At 40.7% G+C, this 20,031-nt stretch carries 16 protein-coding genes and 1 pseudogene; 13 read left to right on the top strand and 4 right to left on the bottom strand.

Going from position 1 to position 20,031, the window contains the following annotated elements:
• Nucleotides 1-797: 797 nt before the first annotated feature.
• Nucleotides 798-1,133 carry a hypothetical protein gene (locus tag ACVIJU_RS03375; protein WP_456687240.1) on the top strand — a complete coding sequence of 112 codons (336 nt, stop codon included), beginning with the start codon at nucleotides 798-800 and terminating at the stop codon, nucleotides 1,131-1,133.
• Between the two features lie 31 nt (nucleotides 1,134-1,164).
• Here ACVIJU_RS03375 and ACVIJU_RS03370 read toward each other — a convergent pair whose 3' ends face one another.
• From ACVIJU_RS03370 to ACVIJU_RS03360, 3 genes are all read right to left on the bottom strand, one after another.
• Complete coding sequence (locus ACVIJU_RS03370) at nucleotides 1,165-2,562, bottom strand: NAD-dependent succinate-semialdehyde dehydrogenase (protein WP_311066611.1); 1,398 nt, start codon at nucleotides 2,560-2,562, stop codon at nucleotides 1,165-1,167.
• Nucleotides 2,563-2,667: 105 nt separating this feature from the next.
• A complete protein-coding gene (gene gabT / locus ACVIJU_RS03365; protein WP_456687239.1) occupies nucleotides 2,668-3,969 on the bottom strand; it encodes a 4-aminobutyrate--2-oxoglutarate transaminase in 1,302 nt (433 codons plus the stop codon).
• A 225-nt stretch (nucleotides 3,970-4,194) separates the two neighbouring features.
• Nucleotides 4,195-5,577: an APC family permease gene (locus ACVIJU_RS03360; RefSeq protein ID WP_456687238.1), complete on the bottom strand. Its 1,383-nt coding sequence runs from the start codon at nucleotides 5,575-5,577 to the stop codon at nucleotides 4,195-4,197.
• A gap of 339 nt (nucleotides 5,578-5,916) precedes the next feature.
• On the opposite strand from ACVIJU_RS03360, the gene gabR reads away from it, so the two are divergent.
• Together gabR and ACVIJU_RS03350 are read left to right on the top strand one after the other, a co-directional pair.
• Nucleotides 5,917-7,332 (top strand): MocR-like transcriptional regulator GabR, encoded by a 1,416-nt coding sequence (gene gabR / locus ACVIJU_RS03355; RefSeq protein WP_456687912.1) that lies wholly within the window; start codon nucleotides 5,917-5,919, stop codon nucleotides 7,330-7,332.
• A gap of 255 nt (nucleotides 7,333-7,587) precedes the next feature.
• Nucleotides 7,588-8,046: pseudogene (locus tag ACVIJU_RS03350) on the top strand (4-hydroxythreonine-4-phosphate dehydrogenase PdxA); the annotation flags it as partial.
• Between the two features lie 464 nt (nucleotides 8,047-8,510).
• Here ACVIJU_RS03350 and ACVIJU_RS03345 read toward each other — a convergent pair.
• Complete coding sequence (locus ACVIJU_RS03345) at nucleotides 8,511-9,854, bottom strand: MFS transporter (protein ID WP_339193525.1); 1,344 nt, start codon at nucleotides 9,852-9,854, stop codon at nucleotides 8,511-8,513.
• Between the two features lie 466 nt (nucleotides 9,855-10,320).
• Between ACVIJU_RS03345 and ACVIJU_RS03340 the strand changes: the two genes are divergently transcribed.
• The 10 genes from ACVIJU_RS03340 (at nucleotide 10,321) to ACVIJU_RS03295 (ending at nucleotide 19,995) form a co-directional block, all read left to right on the top strand.
• Complete coding sequence (locus ACVIJU_RS03340; protein WP_242513810.1) at nucleotides 10,321-10,581, top strand: aminotransferase class I/II-fold pyridoxal phosphate-dependent enzyme; 261 nt, start codon at nucleotides 10,321-10,323, stop codon at nucleotides 10,579-10,581.
• 394 nt (nucleotides 10,582-10,975) lie between these two features.
• Nucleotides 10,976-11,581, top strand: a complete 606-nt coding sequence (locus tag ACVIJU_RS03335) for a TetR/AcrR family transcriptional regulator (protein WP_063388909.1) — start codon at nucleotides 10,976-10,978, stop codon at nucleotides 11,579-11,581.
• Between the two features lie 16 nt (nucleotides 11,582-11,597).
• On the top strand, nucleotides 11,598-13,094 hold the full coding sequence (locus ACVIJU_RS03330; RefSeq protein ID WP_456687237.1) for an o-succinylbenzoate--CoA ligase: 1,497 nt from the start codon (nucleotides 11,598-11,600) through the stop codon (nucleotides 13,092-13,094).
• The gene (locus ACVIJU_RS03325; RefSeq protein ID WP_063388910.1) at nucleotides 13,094-13,510 is read left to right on the top strand and encodes a MaoC family dehydratase; all 417 of its coding nucleotides are present in this window, start codon (nucleotides 13,094-13,096) and stop codon (nucleotides 13,508-13,510) included. Before ACVIJU_RS03330 ends, ACVIJU_RS03325 begins: the two co-directional genes overlap by 1 nt.
• Complete coding sequence (locus ACVIJU_RS03320; protein ID WP_066248782.1) at nucleotides 13,507-14,514, top strand: 3-oxoacyl-ACP synthase; 1,008 nt, start codon at nucleotides 13,507-13,509, stop codon at nucleotides 14,512-14,514. Before ACVIJU_RS03325 ends, ACVIJU_RS03320 begins: the two co-directional genes overlap by 4 nt.
• Nucleotides 14,515-14,520: 6 nt before the next feature.
• Nucleotides 14,521-16,365: a 6-bladed beta-propeller gene (locus ACVIJU_RS03315; protein WP_456687236.1), complete on the top strand. Its 1,845-nt coding sequence runs from the start codon at nucleotides 14,521-14,523 to the stop codon at nucleotides 16,363-16,365.
• A gap of 14 nt (nucleotides 16,366-16,379) precedes the next feature.
• Nucleotides 16,380-17,600 (top strand): substrate-binding domain-containing protein, encoded by a 1,221-nt coding sequence (locus ACVIJU_RS03310; protein ID WP_063388912.1) that lies wholly within the window; start codon nucleotides 16,380-16,382, stop codon nucleotides 17,598-17,600.
• A 59-nt stretch (nucleotides 17,601-17,659) separates the two neighbouring features.
• Complete coding sequence (locus ACVIJU_RS03305) at nucleotides 17,660-18,433, top strand: ABC transporter ATP-binding protein (RefSeq protein ID WP_063388913.1); 774 nt, start codon at nucleotides 17,660-17,662, stop codon at nucleotides 18,431-18,433.
• Entirely contained in the window at nucleotides 18,411-19,109 is a 699-nt protein-coding gene (locus ACVIJU_RS03300) for an ABC transporter ATP-binding protein (RefSeq protein ID WP_340788869.1), read from the top strand. Before ACVIJU_RS03305 ends, ACVIJU_RS03300 begins: the two co-directional genes overlap by 23 nt.
• Nucleotides 19,110-19,128: 19 nt before the next feature.
• Entirely contained in the window at nucleotides 19,129-19,995 is an 867-nt protein-coding gene (locus ACVIJU_RS03295; RefSeq protein WP_063388915.1) for a branched-chain amino acid ABC transporter permease, read from the top strand.
• Nucleotides 19,996-20,031: the final 36 nt, after the last annotated feature.

Below are 20,031 nucleotides of genomic sequence, written 5' to 3'. Positions count from 1 at the left end.
GTCAAGCGTCAGCTTCAATAATTTTGGAAAACCAAAAAAGGTTATGATGGCCCTCTCTCCATGTATAGCCCCTTTGCATATCACTGCATAAGGATTTTTCGATTCTCTGCCCTTTTATTTTGGAAAAAAACAGGAACCCTAATGAACTGGAAGCTGTACTATGAAGTGCCCAGTTATCAAGGATACTAAACTTAGGTTGTAGAAATCCAAATATTGATACCTGAACCATTTGAAATTTAGAGAAATTAAGAACAAAAATAAAAAAATTTTAACTTCTAATCAAGTTTTTTATTTGAACATTTTACATTTTTTTGTTCTAAGAGAAAGAAAAAAGGACTTCACCCCTCATTTGTAGAATTTTTGATGTGACCAAAACACAATAATTCGCTAGGGGGAAGTCACTTTGTACATTCTACAAGAAAGTCTATTTTCCTTTTTGAAGAACTGTAAATTTTAGATTCTAAAGAAAATTGCCAAATCTTTTTTAGTGCTCTTGATTTACGTCCCTTTGCTAAGCAATTCTTCACCCCAAGGGGGGGGCTGAAGGTCATTCTAAGGAAAGGAATTTTAAGAGCTCTTATTGCTGCTCCATTAGAAGGTTTTGATACGTTTACAGCCCTTCGTAACCGATTGGATTAAGACATTCATTCCGTTATCAATGCGGTTTAAATATCGGTCGACCTGAACCATCTACCTCTACTTTTAGTACAGTATTTTCCATGAACACACCCAAAAAAATCTAGCAGAAAAAATCTTTATATGATCTTGTCCAGATAGGCCAAGCTGAAGTCGTATCAATGGAGGGCATCAGGCTATCGATAGTGCCGGCATTAACGCCTATGAAAAGAACAAGCCTAAAAAATAGAGTGAACAAACAGGGAGCAAAGTTTGATTCTTTTAGCAATAAAATCACTTGGTTTGGCCATAAAGTGCATCTTTCTGTAGATACCATCAGTGAATTACCGATTGCGATCGAAGTAACTCCAACTCATGTAAACGATGGAGAAGTCGACCCAACATTGATCGGAAATGTGACAGATTGTACAAATTTCCAAATCGAATTCCTGATCATGGATGGTGGATGTAACCAACTTTATGAAAAACCGATTAGTTTCTATCAAATTGAAAATTAACAGATGTTAAAAACTCCCTGCAAAAAGTCTTTTATTTATAAATATCCCCTATTGACAAATATTTCGTTTCCAAATACGGTTCAATGCCTTCCACTCCACCTTCACGACCGATTCCGCTTTCTTTCATTCCTCCAAAAGGAGCGTGGGCAGCAGATGGAGAGCCGTCATTCCAGCCGATAATTCCGAAATCTAAATGCTCATGCAGATAGATGCCTGTTCTATAGTCATTTGTAAAAAAGTAAGCGGCCAGACCATAAGGCGTGCTGTTTGCAATATTAACAGCTTCTTCTAATTCCTGAAACGTTGTGATTGGCAAAATGGGTCCAAATGTTTCCTCTTGCATAATCTTCATGTTCTCATTGACATTTTTGAGAACCGTCGGATAAACAAAGAAGTAGCCTTTTTCCCTATTTGCATTGTATTTATTGCCGCATAGAACTTCAGCACCTTTACTGATTGCATCATTGACCTGCGAGACAATCTTATGAAAGCCTTTTTCATTAATAACTGGCCCAATTTGAGTGCCTTTTTCCAAACCATTTCCAACTTTTAATTTTTTAACTTCATTTGTTAATTTTTCAGCAAATTCCTCTACAATGCTTTCATGCACTAGAACTCTGTTTGCACAAATACATGTTTGACCGGCATTTCTGAACTTGGAAGCTATCGTTTGTTCTACCGCCAAGTCAATATCAGCATCATGTGCAACAATGACCGGTGCGTGGCCGCCTAATTCCATTGAAACATGTTTAACCGTACTGGCACTGTCTCTGATCAATAATTTTCCTACAGGGGTCGATCCGGTAAACGTAATTTTTCTGACATATTTGCTTTCCGTAAATATTTTTCCTACCTCACTGCCATAGCCATTCACACATTGAATTACATCCGCTGGTATTCCGGCTTCATGAGCGAGCTCAATCAATTTCATCGTGGTTAACGGGGTATCTTCTGCTGGTTTCACAACGAATGTACATCCAGCTGCCAATGCCGGTGCAGCTTTTCTTGTCATCATTGCGGCTGGAAAATTCCAAGGAGTAATGGCTGCAACCAATCCTACCGGTTGGCGGCTGACAATGATACGTTTGGATTCCGTATTTGCAGGAATTGTTCGTCCATAAAGCCGCTTCGCCTCTTCTGCATACCAATCAATGTAACTAGTTGCATAGTCAACTTCACCCAATGATTCGTGCAAAGGTTTACCGCTTTCCATTGTCATGATCTTTGCAAGATCATCTTTATGTTCTTGGATTTTTTTAGACCAAAGCTTTAATAGTCTCGATCGTTCATGTGCATTTATTTTGGACCACTTTCGGAAACTTTCATGCCCTCTCCGCAATGCAAGATTAATCTCTTCTTCTGTATCTGCCTTTACTTCCTGGATCAACTCACCTGTTGCAGGATTCGTGACTTTAATCGTCGCTGCCATCAAGGTTTACCTCCCTCTGGGTTTTTCTTTGCCGGGATATAATAATATATAACGCCACTGGTTAATGGATTCCCGGCAATTTTATCCTCAGTTTCTTCACCCAGTTCATTGAGCAAAAGCTTTTTCTAATATGGATAACCCTTTATTTAATTCCTCGTCAGTAATAACCAACGGAGCTAAAAAGCGTATAATATTTCCATCAATACCAGCTGAAAGCAATAAAAGACCATGTTCATTCGCATATTTCAGAATTTGATTCGTTTTCTCTTTATTCGGTCGTTTGTTCTGACGGTTATCTACGATCTCCACCGCTACCATAGCACCTAAGCGGCGAATTTCCCCCACAAACTCATGTTTCGCTTGTAATTCCAGCAGTTTTTTCTCAATCTTTTGTCCCAGTATTTCTGATTTTGTGAGCAAATCCTCTTCTTCGACGATATCAATGACTGCCAGTGCGGCGGCACAAGCTACAGGATTCCCAGCATACGTTCCACCCAGTTCACCCGGATCGGCAGCATTTAAAATTTCCGCCTTGCCTACTACACCGCTTAAAGGCAACCCGGCAGCCAATGACTTGGAAACAGTAATCAAATCCGGGACAACATCAAAATGTTCAATTGCAAATAATTTGCCTGTACGGCCAAAACCAGTTTGAATTTCATCTGCCACAAAAACAATACCGTGATCATCACAGAAGTCCCTGACAAATTTGACAAATTTCTTCGGTGGGAGAATAAAACCGCCTTCCCCTTGAACAGGTTCCATTACGATACAAGCAACCGTTTCAGGTGCCACAGTAGCAGCGAAAAACCTCTTGAATTCTTCAATCGTCCAATCAATATATTGTTCATCTGTCATATGATCCGGTTTTCGGTACAAGTATGGATAAGGAGCTTGATACACTTCTGAAGCAAAAGGACCAAATCCGAATTTATATGGTTTGACTTTGCTCGTCATGCTCAACGTCAGATTCGTTCTTCCATGAAACCCTCTGACAAATGAAACGACCGCTTGTCTGCCTGTAAATTTACGGGACACTTTAACTGCATTTTCGACTGCTTCAGCCCCCGAATTAAAAAGAATTGCTTGTTTATCAAAGTTGCCTGGAGTAATCTTGCATAATTTTTCCGCCAGCTTAATGTATCCTTCGTACATGATCACATTAAAACCAGGATGCAAAAATTTATCAATCTGTTCTTTTACCGCAGCCGTTACTTTAGGATGACTATGCCCTACATTTAAAGTTCCGATTGCCCCTGCAAAATCTATCCATTCATTCTGGTCAATGTCTACGATGGTAGCCCCTTTTGCATGATGCGCAATACTTAAATTTCCATTGCTCACCCCTTTAGGAACATACTTTTTCCGTTTAGCCTGCAAGTCTTCCATCGTTGTCGATGATGCCATTTTTTCATTGCCTCCTCAAAATCAATATATATACGAATTATGTCAATTTTCTGTTATAGTGAAAAGTACCAGTTTTCTGATTTTTCAGGTACCAGTTAAAACGTTAAACACTCTTTATAAAGCTAGGGGTATGGTAAAAATTTAAAATGCACACTGTTCTCATTTACCTTCCAATTCACTTTCTATATAAATTAGAAATCCTTCAAAGGGGATTCTCGTCAAAAGCTAAGTCGACGAGACATCTTTAAATTTTTTTACAGAGTCTTTTCTAGAACCAAACAGATACAAGATTGTTCCGATTCCATACCACCCAAACACAATTAACCATTCCATAGGCCAAACAAGCGCAGATGGCATTCCAGGTAAATAAAAAGTAATAAATATAATACTTAAAATTATGGCGATGACTCCAGTTAATTTCCAATTTCGTATCTTATATGGACGTTCTAAATCAGGTTCTGTTTTTCTAAGTTTCATAAATGAGATGGAAACAAGCATATAACCGATGACAATTCCAATGCCACCAGCATTTACAAACCAGTTTAAAGCTGAATGCCCTAAAAATGGTGCAAAAAAACCAAGTAATCCTAAAAAGATAATGCCATGTGTCGGTGTCTTATATTTTGGATGAATGTAAGCAAACCATTTTGGAATCATCCCTCTCTCCGCCATGGCAAATAAAATTCGACTTCCACCAATAATGAATGCATTCCAACTTGTCACGATTCCGGCAACCCCACCAATCACAAGAATTGTTCCAAACACTGGACTTCTAAATAGATTCGTCATTGCATCAGCAGTAGCAAGTCGGGTAACCTCGAGTTGAGACGGTGTTAATCCAACTGATACCCCATATGCAATTAAAATGTAGAAAACAATGGCCAGTATAATAGAAAAAATAAGTATCCTACCTATTACTTTTGGTGGTGCTTTTACTTCTGAAGCGATTTGCGGAATAACATCGAACCCTACAAATAGGAATGGAATCATGATAAGAACGACCATCACTCCCCCCACTCCTTCTCCAAGAATTGAATTCGTATGCACCGAACCTCCATTTGCAAATGCTCCAAAAACTAAAACTAAGCCTATTAAAATAACAGAAATAGTTAAAATATTTTGAAAAATAGCAGCCGGTTTAATTCCAAAATAATTCATCGATGTCAACAACAGCGAACCAAAGGATCCAATCAAAACCCAAGTTAAATAAATATCCCATCCTCCGAGATTCCATAAAAAGAGTTGGTGATCAACAGGAATTATATAATCAATGACGGTAGGTAATGCAACTGCCTCAAAGGTAATAACTGATACATATCCAAACAAGACACTCCATGCAGCAATATATCCCAACCTATCATTAAAGGCTCGCTGGACGAACACTAATCCACCGCCAGTTTCAGGTATTGCAGCTGCTAACTCTGCATAGGTCAGACCAATAAAAGTAACAAGCAGCCCACCTAACAAAAAGGCAATTGCCGTTCCTAGAAAACCTGCTTTACTTATCCAATCACCAGAAAGAACAACCCATCCCCATCCAAGCATTGCTCCAACAGAAAGAAATAGAACATCGGCTCTTGACATTGATTTTGAAAATTTATTACTCATTACTCTCACTCCCTTTTAAATTTATTAAGAAAGTATTATTATAAAACATTGTAGAAAACAAAAGCTTTGTTCCGTCACATACGAATACATAATTAGAAAATGCACATTTCTATAACATCTCCACAGCTTTTGCATTAATAACGGAAATCGCATAGACTAAAAACAATTCTAAGGAAAAATAAAATCCTGAATCCCCTTACATTTTATCTTCTTTTTATGTTACTATTTCTAACATCATTTATCCTGATAATTTACACTGATAATAAATAATATTACGATAAATACATTAAAAGAAAAGTACCAGTTTTCTGATTTTTCAGGTACCAGAGGGAGAGATAGATCATGATATTTTTTCAAATAGATAAAAAGGATAAGTCAAATCATATCTATCAACAAATTTATAAATCGTTAAAAGAAGCGATTTTAGAGAGAAAGATCCCTACCAATGAGAAATTGCCTTCCAAAAGAAAATTAGCAGAAAAATTAGGAGTGAGCATTAATTCGGTTTCAAACGCGTACGAGCAGCTCCTGGCTGAAGGATATATTTACGCAATTGAAAGAAAAGGCTACTATGTGGAAAATATTACACAGTTCAACAATCAAAAAGAGGCTAAAATGAACTTTCCAGATGATTTAAAAGAAGAATTCTCCAAGAAAGATGAGGGATGGCTTTCCTTATCACATATGACGGCTGACATCTCCATGTTCCCGTTTAAAGAATGGATGAAGTGTGAAAAAATAGCAATAAAAAATCACAAAAACGAACTTTCGGACATTTCTCATCCTCAAGGTCCTTACCTTGTGAGAAAAACCATCTCGCGTATGATTGCGCTTACACGCGGCGTTAAATGCGAACCAGAACAAGTGATTATCGGCCCCGGGACACAGCCCTTGATACGTCAAGTGTTGGGCATGCAGAGGGAAAATATAAAAGCTGCAATTGAGAACCCTGGGTATTCTCGCATCTACCAATTATTAAAAGATATGAATTTTGAAGTTTTTCCAATCGATCTTGATAAAAAAGGAATAGACATCAAGAAAGTGGAAGCTTTGAATCCACATTTCCTTTTTATCACCCCGTCACACCAATTCCCGACCGGAATCATTATGCCTATTTCAAGAAGAATTGAACTTTTGAATTGGGCCTCGGCTTCTGAAGGAAGGTATATTGTAGAAGACGATTACGATAGCGAATTTAAATACGGAACGGACAATATTCCGTCGCTGCAAAGCCTAGATCGGAATCAACGCGTGATTTATGCAGGAACATTCTCCAAAACGATCATGCCGAGTTTCCGAATCAGTTATCTCGTTTTGCCTCCCGATTTATTAAGAGAGTACAAAAGACATTTTTCATATTGGATACAGGGAAGCAATACACTGAATTTATTTACGCTTCACTATTTTATTGAAAGCGGCGAGTACGCAAAACACGTCAAGCGCATGAACAATCACTATGAGATGAAAAGAGAAAATCTGATTAAGGAATTGAAATGGAAATTTCGAAATGGCATTAAGATTAAAAATGTGCCGGCAGGACTTCATTTCATTGCGGAATTCAAAACGGATAAAGGGTATAAAGAAATTGAAGAAAGAGCAAAAAAAGAAAAACTTGAAATATACTCCATGAAGAGATTCAATTTACTAGGCAATATCGAAGAAGGGAAAAAAATTATTTTGATTATCGGATTTGCCAATATAAAAAATGAAGACATACCAGTTGCCGTAGATAGATTGTACCTTGTTATTTATTAACTTTACATCGGACGAATAGCCGCTTTAGGAACAATGCCATAATGTTTTAAAATGATTCATCTTGGTTAAGAATGCTCAATTTCTATTTTCCGCTGTGACCTTTTCCCTTTCACTTATAATATCTGTCCGTAGTTAAAAGAGAACTATCAGCTTTTATACGCACAACCCATTTAAGAGCAAAAGAAATTTTATTTAAAATTTTTCGATCTGGCATGACTCATGGGGAAGGTTCTTAAAAGCCTTTTTTTCTTCTCCGATCGGACCTACAAAGTCATTAAACTGGCTCATGAAACGTTGACAAGAGCTGGAAAAGAAAACCCAAGCATCGCCGTGTGCGGCATCAACCCTCACGCTGGAGAAAACGGACTGTTTGGCAATGGAGAGGAAGAGGAAAAACTCATTCCCGGCATCCGAAAAGCACAAGTGGAAGGAATCAATGCAACCGGACCATATCCGGCAGATACATTATTTTACCGTGCGGTGCGCGGAGATTTTGATATTGTTGTCGCTTGCTACCATGACCAAGGGCACGCCCCTATTAAAGTGCTGGGGCTGGAAGCCGGAGTAAACATCACCGTCGGCCTCAAAGGCGGTATCATCCGCACATCTGTCGACCATGGAACAGCCTTTGATATCGCAGGAAAAAATCTGGCGGACGAACGCAGCATGCTCGAAGCCATTCGCGCCGCTGTCGAACTGGCTCCGAAAGTTTAAACACCAACCTTTTTGCTTTATTTATCTGTTTTTGGCAATTAAAAAATGTATGAATGACAAAATACGAATATTCCATTCCCTGTATAAAATTTTAGGTCTATATCGCTTGACACGGAGCTTCTGCGGACATGTTTCCTAGCGAAAGGAGCGAGCGCCAATCCTTGCTTCGCAAGGCATCAAGCCTAACATGTCCGCCACTCCATGTAAAATTTCTATTCGGATCATTTATGCTAAATAAGCAGTATGCTCAGATATGGTTGTTCATCTACTTGACCTTAATTTTTTGTCCGGTTAAGTCAATTCATTTTAGAACCAATTTTTAAAATAAGTTCTTCATAAATTTTTAGCGATGAGGCAACAAGAAAGACGAACAAGAGCGCCCAGATGGCGGCTGGTAGTTATTTCTGTTTCCATGATTTCAATGACGGAATAGCTTTCGGCAATGTCCTCCTTAAAACCTCTCATCAGCTTTTCGGCGCGGCAGGCTTCTGTGGCTTTACCTTCTGCAAAAAGAAAATGCCAAGGAGCACCATCATCAAAAGCGATCCCATCGCCAACCGATTGGCAATGTTTCCATATGAATGAAAAAGGAGGGTAATGCTTCCATAAATCGCTGGACCAATGATGGCTGACACTTTTCCAGAAAAAGCGAACAGTCCGAAAAATTGCCCTTGCTTATCTGGCGGGGAAAGTTCGACTATATATGTTCTCGAAGTGACCCACATCGCTCCTAAACTGACGCCGAACAAACTCCCAGCAATCCAAAAAGATAGCTTGGAAAAAGCAAGCACCCCTATCGCCAGTGCGATGCACATCACGATGCCGACATACAAAACCGCTTTTTTGGCTCCCTTGCTTCTCGTAATATAGCCAAAAAGAAAGGAACCGATAATACTCGAAACTGTGGAGACTAAATATAAAAGGATGAACTCCCCTGCCGTAAACCCGGCAATGACTTTGGCATAAACGGACATGATGGCGATCGTCGTTGCCACCGCATCATTCAAAAAGAAATAAGCAATCATGAAAGTAAAAATGTTTTGATACTTTTTCATTTCTTTTAATGTTGCATAAATATCCCGATAGCCTGCAAAAAATCCGGCCTTTCGCTTTAAGGCATCGGCTTTTTCGGCTTCTTCTTTGACAAAGAAAAACAGCGGGAAAGAAAAGAGAAGAAACAAAAGGGCGCTTGGAATAAAAGCCCGATAGTAATCCATTTCTCCAACAAACGGATACACAGCGAGCCCGACAAGCGTTCCGACATATCCGACAGCAACGCCAAAACCGGAGATAAGCGGTATTTCCTGTTTATTCCCCAAACTGGAAATCATGGAATCGTAAAAAACAAGGCTCGAATGGTAAAAAAACTTTGCTGCGACAAATAAAAGCACGATTATGACAAAAGACGCCGGCAATCCAAACATGGCATTCCCAAGATTCGAATATCCGGCAACACCCATAAGCAAAGTTGCCGTAACCGAAAGAGTCGTAAAAATCCCAAGCCATTTCTTTCTTCTCCCGGTCCGGTCAATCCATGTGCCGTATAAAGGTGAAAATATCACTAAAAAGAAAGAGGCTAACGCATTTGCATACGAAATAAATGTACTGGCGATTTGGTTCAAGCTCTCGCTTTTTCCCACCGTTTCCGAAACATAAAGCGGGAAAAAAATCGTATTCACATTCGAGGAAAAAATCGTATTCGCAAAATCATACAACGCCCACGATAAAATCGGCAACGAAACATACAGTTTCCAGCCCGGCTTTTCATACGCATGCGAGGCAATCTTCTCCACTGCACCCTCCCCCATTCTGTCGGTGATAAAACGGCCGCAAACCGTTTATTCCATATATAGATTACTTTGTATATTTAATGATTTTGTTTCATGGATGTAAATTTTTCGAAAGAATACCTCTTGCTTCCGAAAACGATAGGTTTCATTTTTGTCAGAATATAATTAATATTTTAACAAATAAATGTGCATTTGTGTATGAGCATCGTTTGACAATGAATGGGGAAGAAGATGACCGTAATCACTCAAACACAACACGGGCGCCTTGAATTCTCCAAACTCACTTTCATAATCGCTCCAAGGCTCATCACAGCCGAATAAAAAGCAATCAACACCTATAAAATTGATGCAAGATATTAATAGCTCCATAGAATTGTGCAACGATTTAGGGTACGAACACATTCAAGGCAATACTACACTGCGCGAAACCATTTCCAAGCATATGAAAACTTATTGATGTATCGAATCTGCTCCTTCTTCCATTTTGATTACATCCGGAGCCCAGCAGGCCATTCATCTCATTATTCGAGGTTTACTTAAACCTGGAGACGCAGCTGCCATTGAAGATCCTTCGTATGCCTATTCGCTCCCGATTTTCCATTCGGAAGGATTAAATACCCATCTATTACCCGTACAAAATGGAGGAATTGACCCAGATCAAATCGTCGAACTGCACAAAAAAACACCGCCTCAAAATGTTGTTCCTGAATCCCACTTACCAAAATCCTACAGGAGCGACACTTGATCTTGAAAAAAGTGTAGAATTCTTGAAATATGCTCACAATTTGGTATAGCCATTGTAGAAGACGATCCGTACAGTATCAACGGTTATGATGGTGCAAGTATCGATAATATGAAATCTATGGTTAAAGAAGGTTAGTCTACATTAGTTCATTGACTAAAATTATCGCTTCAGGCCTTCGCATCGAATTGAAACCAGTCTATTCCTTTCTTCTTGCCCTTTTATAGCACTTCCACCTAAGCATTTTCGAATAGTTGGGCGTTTTGGGCTGAAAAGACTAAAAAAACCGTCGGAGAATAACTGGTTTTCTCCTTCATCCAATTGTAAAGTAGTTAAAAAGAAAGATATTGACAATAAAAAATATTCTGAATATAATAAAAACTGAGAGGTGATTCATATGTCAGAAAATGCTACAGCAGAAACTCTTAATCTAACAAAAAAGGGCATGGAAACAAGGGAAAAATTATTAAGGGCAGCAGAAAAGGTTTTTGGCAAAAAAGGTTATTATGAAACTTCCATCGTCAACATTACTCAGGAAGCAGGCGTTGGCCAGGGTACCTTTTATAATTACTTTCAATCAAAAAAGGAAGTCTTTGATGCACTGATTCAAATGTACAGCCGAGAATTAAGATTCAAAATAAAAGAGGAAATGAAGGATGCCGAGAATCATGAAGATGCCCAACGAAAGGGATTCCAGGCATTTTTCCGTTGGGTGAAAGACTACCCTGAGCTATACAGCATCGTTCAGCAAGCAGTTGTTGTCGACAAGGATTTATATCGCTGGTATTATGACAAACTTGCTTCCGGTTTTTTAAAAAGTTTGTCATTGGGGGTGGAAGACGGAGAGTTTAAAGATATCAATCTGGAAACCGTGGCGTATTGCCTAATGTCTATCGGACAATTTTTAGGCATGCGCTGGGTGTTTTGGGAAGGACAGGATGTGCCGGAGGAAGTTTTTGATGCCGCGATGACGCTGATCTTTAATGGAATCAAAAAAACATAAAGGAGATGGGGATTTTATGCAGGGAATCGCTTATTGGATTGAAAAAAGAGCAAGCATTAATCCGAGGCGAATTGCAGTTATTACCGATCAGGAACAATTAACTTATAAGGAATTAAATGAAAGCATTCAAAATGCAGCCCTATTCCTATTGAATGAACTGAAAGTGAAAAAAGGAGATCGGATTGCAATAATTTCCCAAAACCGTCTCGAGTATGTCGTTTTGCTGTTTGCCATTGCACGGCTTCAATGCATCGCCGTTCCTTTAAATATCCGTTTGAATATTAACGAACTGATTTTTCAGCTGCAAGACAGCGGAACTTCTATATTAGCTGCGGAAGAGCCGTTTTTTGAAATGGCAAAAAGCATCGAAAAAGAAACCGGGGTTAAGCTGTTTTCCATCGAGAAGCTGAATGATATAAAACAGAAGGAGGCAGAACTGCCTGATGAAGAAATTGATGAGAATGACCCTTACATTATTTGCTACACCTCGGGAACAACCGGGAAGCCAAAAGGAGCGGTGCTCAGACAAAGCAACATGTACTGGAATGCGATTAACAATATTCTTGCCATTGATTTAACATCCATGGACCGTTCCATGGTGTTGCTTCCGCTGTTTCATATCGGCGGAATTGGCTTATTCGCCTTGCCGACACTCTTTGTCGGAGGAACGATCATTATACCGGGAAAATTTGATCCGTACAAAGCCATCGAGATGATTGAAAAACACCAGGCTACGGTTGTGATGGGCGTGCCATCCATTCACCAGGCTTTATTGGACTGCCCGGCGTTTAATGTAGCTGATCTGAGTTCCGTGCGCTGGTTCTACAGCGGGGGCGCGCCATGTCCTCGCGAACTGATTCAAGCGTTTACGGATAAAGGCTATTTATTCGGCCAAGGGTTCGGACTGACTGAAACTTCTCCGACAGTCTTTATGCTGAGCCGAGAAGATGCCCGTAGGAAAAAAGGATCGATTGGAAAACCGGTCTTATTCAGCGAAGTGAAGCTGGTGGATGAGGAAGGAAATGAGGTTAGGCCGGGCGAGGTCGGCAATCTGCTTGTCCGCGGCCCAATTGTTATGAAAGAATATTGGAATAGACCGGAAGCTACAAACGAGGCGATAAAAGACGGCTGGTTCCATACAGGAGATCTGGCACGGACAGATGACGAAGGTTTCTTCTATATTGTGGGAAGGAAGAAAGAAATGATCATATCCGGCGGAGAAAATATTTATCCCCTTGAAGTGGAACAAGTCATCAACCAGCTGCCGGAAGTCAGGGAGGCGGCGGTGGTCGGCATTTCAGATCCGCGCTGGGGGGAAGTTCCGGTTGCTTTTATTGCGAAAAGAGAAGGCGCTTCGATAACTGAAGAGGATGTAAAAACTTACTGCTTGAAATTTTTAGCAAAATATAAAGTGCCGAAAGAAATTTATTTCATTGATGAACTTCCGAAAAATGCGACAGGAAAAATCCAAAAGAGCAACCTGCCAGAAATGCGGGAAAGGGTGAAACAATAATGACAAGATTCACTGAAGGACAGACAGCTTCTTGCAGCAAGACAATTACGGAAGCTGACGTTGTATTGTACGCCGGTTTGAGCGGTGATTTTAATCCGATCCATATTGATAAAGAGTATGCAAAGAATACTAGATTTAAAGAACGCATTGCCCATGGCCTGTTAACTTCCAGTCTCTTGTCACAGCTTTTAGGCATGTATCTACCGGGAAAAGGTGCCATTTATATGGAACAGACTCTTCGTTTTACCGCTCCGGTATATATCGGGGATACAATCACAGCTACAGCCACGGTTCAGGAGTTTATTGAAGAAAAGAACATTATAAAACTATTAACAGAGTGTCGGAACCAGAAGGGTGAGCTGGTGCTAATGGGATCAGCAGTTATGCTCGTGCCAAAGGAAGGAGAGAAAGTATGACAGAGCGGATCGGAATCGAAGAAACAAGTGTTTATTTTCCAAAGGATGTGGAAACCGCAGCCACATTGGCTGAAAAAACAGGCATACCGGAATCGGTCATCATTGAAAAATTTGGTTTGTATGAAAAGCATGTGGCGGATCAGACGATGCATGCATCCGACATGGCAATTGAAGCAGCAAAAAATATTTTGGCAAAGGTTGATCCATTATCCATTGACGTGGTGATTTATTTTGGCAGCCCCCATAAAGATTACTACGTCTGGTCCAGTGCTCCGAAAATTAGCTATGAATTGGGGACTAGGAACGCATATGCCTTTGAAATTATGAACGTAAGCTCCTGCTTTCCGATTGCATTGAAAGTTGCCAAGGACATGCTGAATTCCGATCATTCCATTGAAAACATCTTGCTGGTCGGCGGATGCAAGGAATCGCAAATTCTAGATTACAGCAATAAACGGGCTAGATTTATGTTCAATTTTGCCGACGGGGGAGCGTCTGCACTTGTAAAGAGGGGGGCATCTAAGAGTGAGATTCTTGAAAGCGCTATCATAACGGACGGTTCTTTCCATAATGATGTCCGGGTGCCTGCAGGTGGATCGGTCCATTTTGCCAGCTACGTTACCGTTGAAAACCGCCAGCATTATATTGATGTGACAGACCCTTTAAGCATGAAGGAAAAACTCGATCCGGTATCCGTTCCAAACTTTCACAAAGTCATCAAGAAATCTTTGGAAAAAAGCGGGCTTTCGGTTGAGGATATACAGCTGTTGCTGCCGCTGCATACGAAACGATCCATGTTAAGAGAATTACTGGACGGGCTAAATTTGTCTAATGATAAGGCGATATATCTTGATCATTATGGCCATATGTCTGCTTTGGATCCTTGTATCGGACTCCACTTTGCTAGTGAGCAGGGAAAACTAAAGAACGGCGATATCGCAGTGGCAGTAAGCGCTGGCACCGGCTATACCTGGGCAGCTACGGTAATTAAATGGCTGGGGTGATGTCCAATGAAAAAAATCTGGGAATCTTTACTAATATTCGCTATATGCTTCGGCTTTTTGGGGGCGGAGACTTCTGCAGAAATAGTATATCAAGAGTCTTGGGGTGCTGAGGAGGACAGCGAAGAGCTGTTTCGAAGCCCTGTTGCATTAGCGAAAGACAGCAGCGGGAATATTTATATGTCTGATATGGGCAACCATCGGATTATAAAAATGGATTCCTACGGGAACATACTGGCTACATATGGGAAGCTTGGTGATGGACCCGGAGAGTTTAATATGCCGTTTGGCGTTGCCGTTGACAATGAGGGCAATATATTAGTTGCCGATACAGGAAACTACCGGATTCAAAAGTTTAATGCACAATTCCAGTTTATAAAAAGCTGGGGAACAAAAGGTAAGGAAAACTATCAATTCGGTTTTCCAAGAGAAATAGCCGTTGATCAGGACAACAATTACTATATCACCGATGAATTCAACCATCGCATACAGAAATTCAATTCTGATGGCGAATATCTATTAACTATTGGCGAATACGGAAAAGGAGACGGACAACTGGCATTGCCGCAAGGAATTGCTATAAGCAATAACAACGAAGTTTATGTAGCGGATACTTACAATAACCGGATACAGGTTTTTGATGTAAATGGCCAATTTAAGCGGAAAATTGGCGGACCTAAACCGGGCATGGGACCTTATCAGTTTTACCATCCGAGAGGAATCAATTTTGATCGGGAAACAGGTGCATTCTATGTAGCGGACACGTACAACAACCGCATTATGAAGTTTAGCATGGATAATCTATTTTTGTACCAGACAGGCGTTTTTCCGCTACTTGTTTACCCGAATCAAGTATTGCCTTATGGAGATGGAAATCTATATGTGACAGATACGGGCAACAATCGTCTGGTGAACTTTTTTGAAATGGGTCTTTCTGCAAGCTACATTATGTCTGTTGGCAATGACCGTTGGCACGATAAACAATATGCAGGTCCGTTCGATGCCGAAGTGGATTCGGAAGGAAACATATTTATCTCTGACTCCTTTAATCACAGAATCTTAAAGTATGACTCCGAAGGCGAACTGGTCAGCAAATGGGGCAGCATGTACGGAACGGGGGGTCCGCTTGGCTATGGCAGCTATCCAGGACAATTTTTCGTACCAAGACAAATTGCAATCGATAAATATGACAACGTTTATGTTGCGGATTCAGTCAATCACAGGATTCAAAAGTTTTCAAATTCTGGAGTGCTGCTTGCTTACTATGGATCTTATGGAACGTTAAATGGATACTTCCAATTCCCGACAGGGGTAGCGGTTGACAGAAAAGGAAATATTTTTGTCGCTGACTCGGAAAACAACCGGATTCAGAAGTTCAATTCCCTTTTTATTTTCCAAAAAAGCTGGGGCAAAAAAGGCACAGGTGACGGAGAATTCTTCCAGCCGATGCAGATTGCCATCGACTCCCAGGATAATGTATATGTTGTAGACCGAATCAACAACCGAGTCCAAAAGTTTGATAACAACGGCAATTTTCTTGCAAAATGGGGAACCAATAACGGCAGCGGCAATCTGGATCCATTGGAAAATTGGGGAGAAGGACCGGGAGACCTATTCTTACCAACAGGTATTGCAATTGACGAAAATGATCTGGTTTATGTAATGGATACTTCAAATAATCGCGTGAATGTGTATGACACCAATGGAAGATTTATAGAGCAGTTTGGAAGTTTCAGCGGACGTGCGGGAGATTTCTTCTCACCGCAAGGCATTGGTTTTACCAATGATGGTGAAATAATAGTCGCCGATGGATTGCTTCACCGCATTCAGTTTTATAAAAATCAAAATAATTAGGGAGGATAGGAAACATGTTCAATAAGAAAAAAGCCGTACTAAAAAGTTTTCTTATTACATGTGTAATCGGGTCGCTCCTATTGACTTCGGCATGCGGCAGCGACAGTTCAAGTTCAGAAGAAGAAAAAGATACAATCAAGATCGGTGTATTGGCTTCTTTAACAGGAGCGCTGGAAGCTTACGGAAAACAAACAGTTCGAGGTTTTGAGCTTGGGCTTGACTATGCGACGGACGGAACAGGTGAAGTTGTAGGGAAAAAAATCAAATTTATTGTGGAAGATACAGAAACAAAACCGGATGTTGCTGTGAAAAAGGCTACAAAACTATTGGAAGAGGATGAAGTAGATTTCCTTGTCGGCTCAACCAGTTCCAGCGATACGCTTGCCGTTTTGCCGCTGGCAAAAGAATATAAAAGAATCATGATCGTGGAGCCAGCAGCTGCCGACAGCATAACAGGCGATAATTTTAACCCATATATTTTCCGGACAGGACGAAACTCTTCTCAAGATGCAGTTGCAGGTGCAGCTGCGATCGCTAAAGAAGGCGTTAGAATTGCAACGTTAGCGCAGGACAATGCTTATGGGCGGGATGGTATCGCAGCCTTTATTGAAGCAGCTAAAGAACGCAGCGCAGAAATTGTGGCTGAAGTTTACGCGGACCCGAATGCAACCGATTTTACGGCCAATATTCAAAGTGCCATCAGCGAAAAACCGGATTACTTGTATATCGTCTGGGCAGGCTCCAACGCGCCGTGGAAACAATTAAAAGATATGAAGGTTCAAGAGAAGGGAATAAAAATTTCAACGGCCGTACAGGATATTGCATCGCTGAAAACCATGGATGCATTAATCGGCATGGAAGGCTATTCGATTTATTATCATACACTTCCGGATAACGAAATCAATGACTGGCTGGTGGAAGAACATAAGAAACGGTTTGACGGCGAAATTCCGGATCTGTTTACTGCCGGAGGCATGACGGCAGCCATCGCCATTGTAGAAGCCTTAAAGAAAACGGAGGGAGACACGGATGCTCAGCTGTTGATTGAAACAATGGAAGGCATGGAATTTGATTCCCCAAAAGGCAAAATGAAATTCCGTGAAGAAGACCATCAGGCTCTACAAAGTCTCTATTCGATAACTCTGGAAAATCAGGAAGGCGTTGACCATCCGGTTCCGGTGTTGATCCGCGAATTGGATATGAACGAAACCGAGCCACCGATTCGAAATCAATAAAGCGAGAGGAGAATCTTGTATTCTCCTCTTTATAAAAATTTAGGAAGGGGGCGCAAGACTTGGATGCTTTATTGGAGACTCGCAATCTTTCCATTTCATTTGGCGAACAGGAAGTAATCCGGGATGTCAATTTTAAGGCGCCTAAGGGAAAATTTTTGTCCATCATCGGGCCGAACGGGGCAGGAAAAACTACTTTATTCAACCTGCTGAGCGGACAGCTCTCACCGACAAAGGGAGAGATTTACTTCAAAGGACAAAACATTACCAATTTATCAGCGGCAGAGAGAGCACGAATGGGGATGGGGAGATCTTTTCAATTAACAAATATTTTTCCGGAATTGACGGTTCTTGAAAATGTCAGACTTGCTGTCCAGTCGCAAAGAAAAGATTTTTACAGTATTTTACCGAAACCTGCCAAATACCGCAAACAGCTTGAAGAAGCAAGAAGGCTGCTTGATATGGTGTTTTTAAAGGAAAAAGAGGACTATTTAGCTATAAATTTAACCCATGGGGAAAAACGAAAACTGGAGATTGCCATGCTTTTAGCCTTGAAGCCCAATCTGCTTCTTCTTGATGAACCGACAGCAGGAATATCGGTGGAAGAAGTTCCGGTGATTTTGGAAGTGATTGAAAATATCAAAAAAGATTCAGAGAATACCATTGTTTTAATTGAACACAAAATAGAAATGGTGCTTGCTTTGTCGGACTATCTTGTAGTCATATTCAATGGGGAATTGTTGGTAGAAGGAGAACCGGGTGTAATTATGCAGGATGAACGTGTACAAAATGCTTATTTAGGGGGACTTTCACATGCTGCGAGTGGAAAATCTTGAAACCTATATTGAACAATTTCATATTTTGCAAAGTGTCACTTTCGAGGTAATAGAAGGAACCATTACTGTTTTATTCGGGAGAAACGGGGCAGGAAAGTCTACAACACTTCGAACGATCATGGGATTTTACCATGTTTCGAGGGGGGGTGTTTACTATAAAAATGAAAAGCTGAATGGTCTCCCAACTCATGTGATTGCCTCGAAAGGAATCGGCTATGTACCGGAAGATCAGGGTATTTTTCAACATTTAACGGTGGAAGAAACTTTTGCGCTGGCAAAAAAGGAAAAAGACCCTGAAGGAGAAGCAAAGGCTGAATGGATGCTGGAGATTTTTCCAGATTTAAAGAAATACTGGCATAAAAAAAGCGGCTATTTAAGCGGAGGTCAGAAACAAATGCTTGCCATTGCTAGGGCGTATATTAACAGCAGCGGCCTGCTTTTAATTGATGAGCCCAGCAAAGGACTATCCCCGCTGATGGTTGAAAAACTCATGGAATCGATCGTGAAAATAAAGGAAAAAACTACCATTTTGCTCGTTGAACAAAATTTCTTTATGTCCAACCACATAGGTGATTACTATTACATGATGGACGATGGGAAAATTGTCCATCAAGGGTTTATGAATGATTTGAGGGAGGATAAAGAAACGGTAAGGAAGTACTTGGGAATATCCTGATCACGTGAGGTGAAGTAATTTGAATACATTGCTGAATCTTTTGATCAACGGTCTATCGACAGGTATGCTGATCTTTCTTTTAGCATCGGGTCTTACGCTTATTTTCGGACTTATGAGTGTCTTAAACTTTGCCCATGGCGGTTTTTTTGCATGGGGCGCCTTTTTAGGGGTATGGCTCTTTACAGTTACCGGCAACTTTTTGCTGTCCTTTATCGCTACGGTGATAGGCGGCATGGTGCTCGGCTGGATTGTTGAAAAAATATTAATCCGACCGGTTTATGGCAATCACATTCGGCAGCTTCTTGTAACCTTAGGCGGAATGCTTGTGCTGATTGAGTTGCTGCGTGTGTTTTGGGGCTCGAATCCCATTCGCGCTGGCTTGCCCAAATGGCTTGAAGGTAGCATAGATGTTGGCGGTGTGATTTTTATCAAATACCGTTTGTTTGTAATTCTTGTCGGGCTGGTTATTTACGTTATGATTTTGCTTCTATTAAATAAAACGAAAATCGGGATTATGATCCGCGCAGGCGTGGACAACAAAGAAATGGTACAAGCGCTTGGCATAAATATTAAAGGCGTTTTCTCCTTTGTTTTTTTGCTGGGAGCGGGAATGGCCGCTTTGGGCGGATTTTTGCTGGGGCCATATTCCGGCGTGATTTTTGCTGATATGGGAATGCAATATGCGGTATTAGCATTTATTGTCGTTATTATTGGCGGCCTGGGAAGCATTCAGGGGGCAGCCGTTGCCTCAATCATTGTCGGCTTGGCAGGCGCATATACCGCTTATTACTACCCTGATCTGTCCCTTGCTGTAAATATGTTATTGCTTATTGTTATTTTATTGCTCAGGCCGTCCGGACTTTTAGGAGAAAAGGGGGGAGTCTAAAGTGGCTTTAGCAAAATATAATCGTTTTTCGCTCAT

It is taken from the genome of Aeribacillus sp. SP014 (genome assembly GCF_054055575.1).
This window is presented reverse-complemented; position numbering and strand designations above follow the sequence as displayed.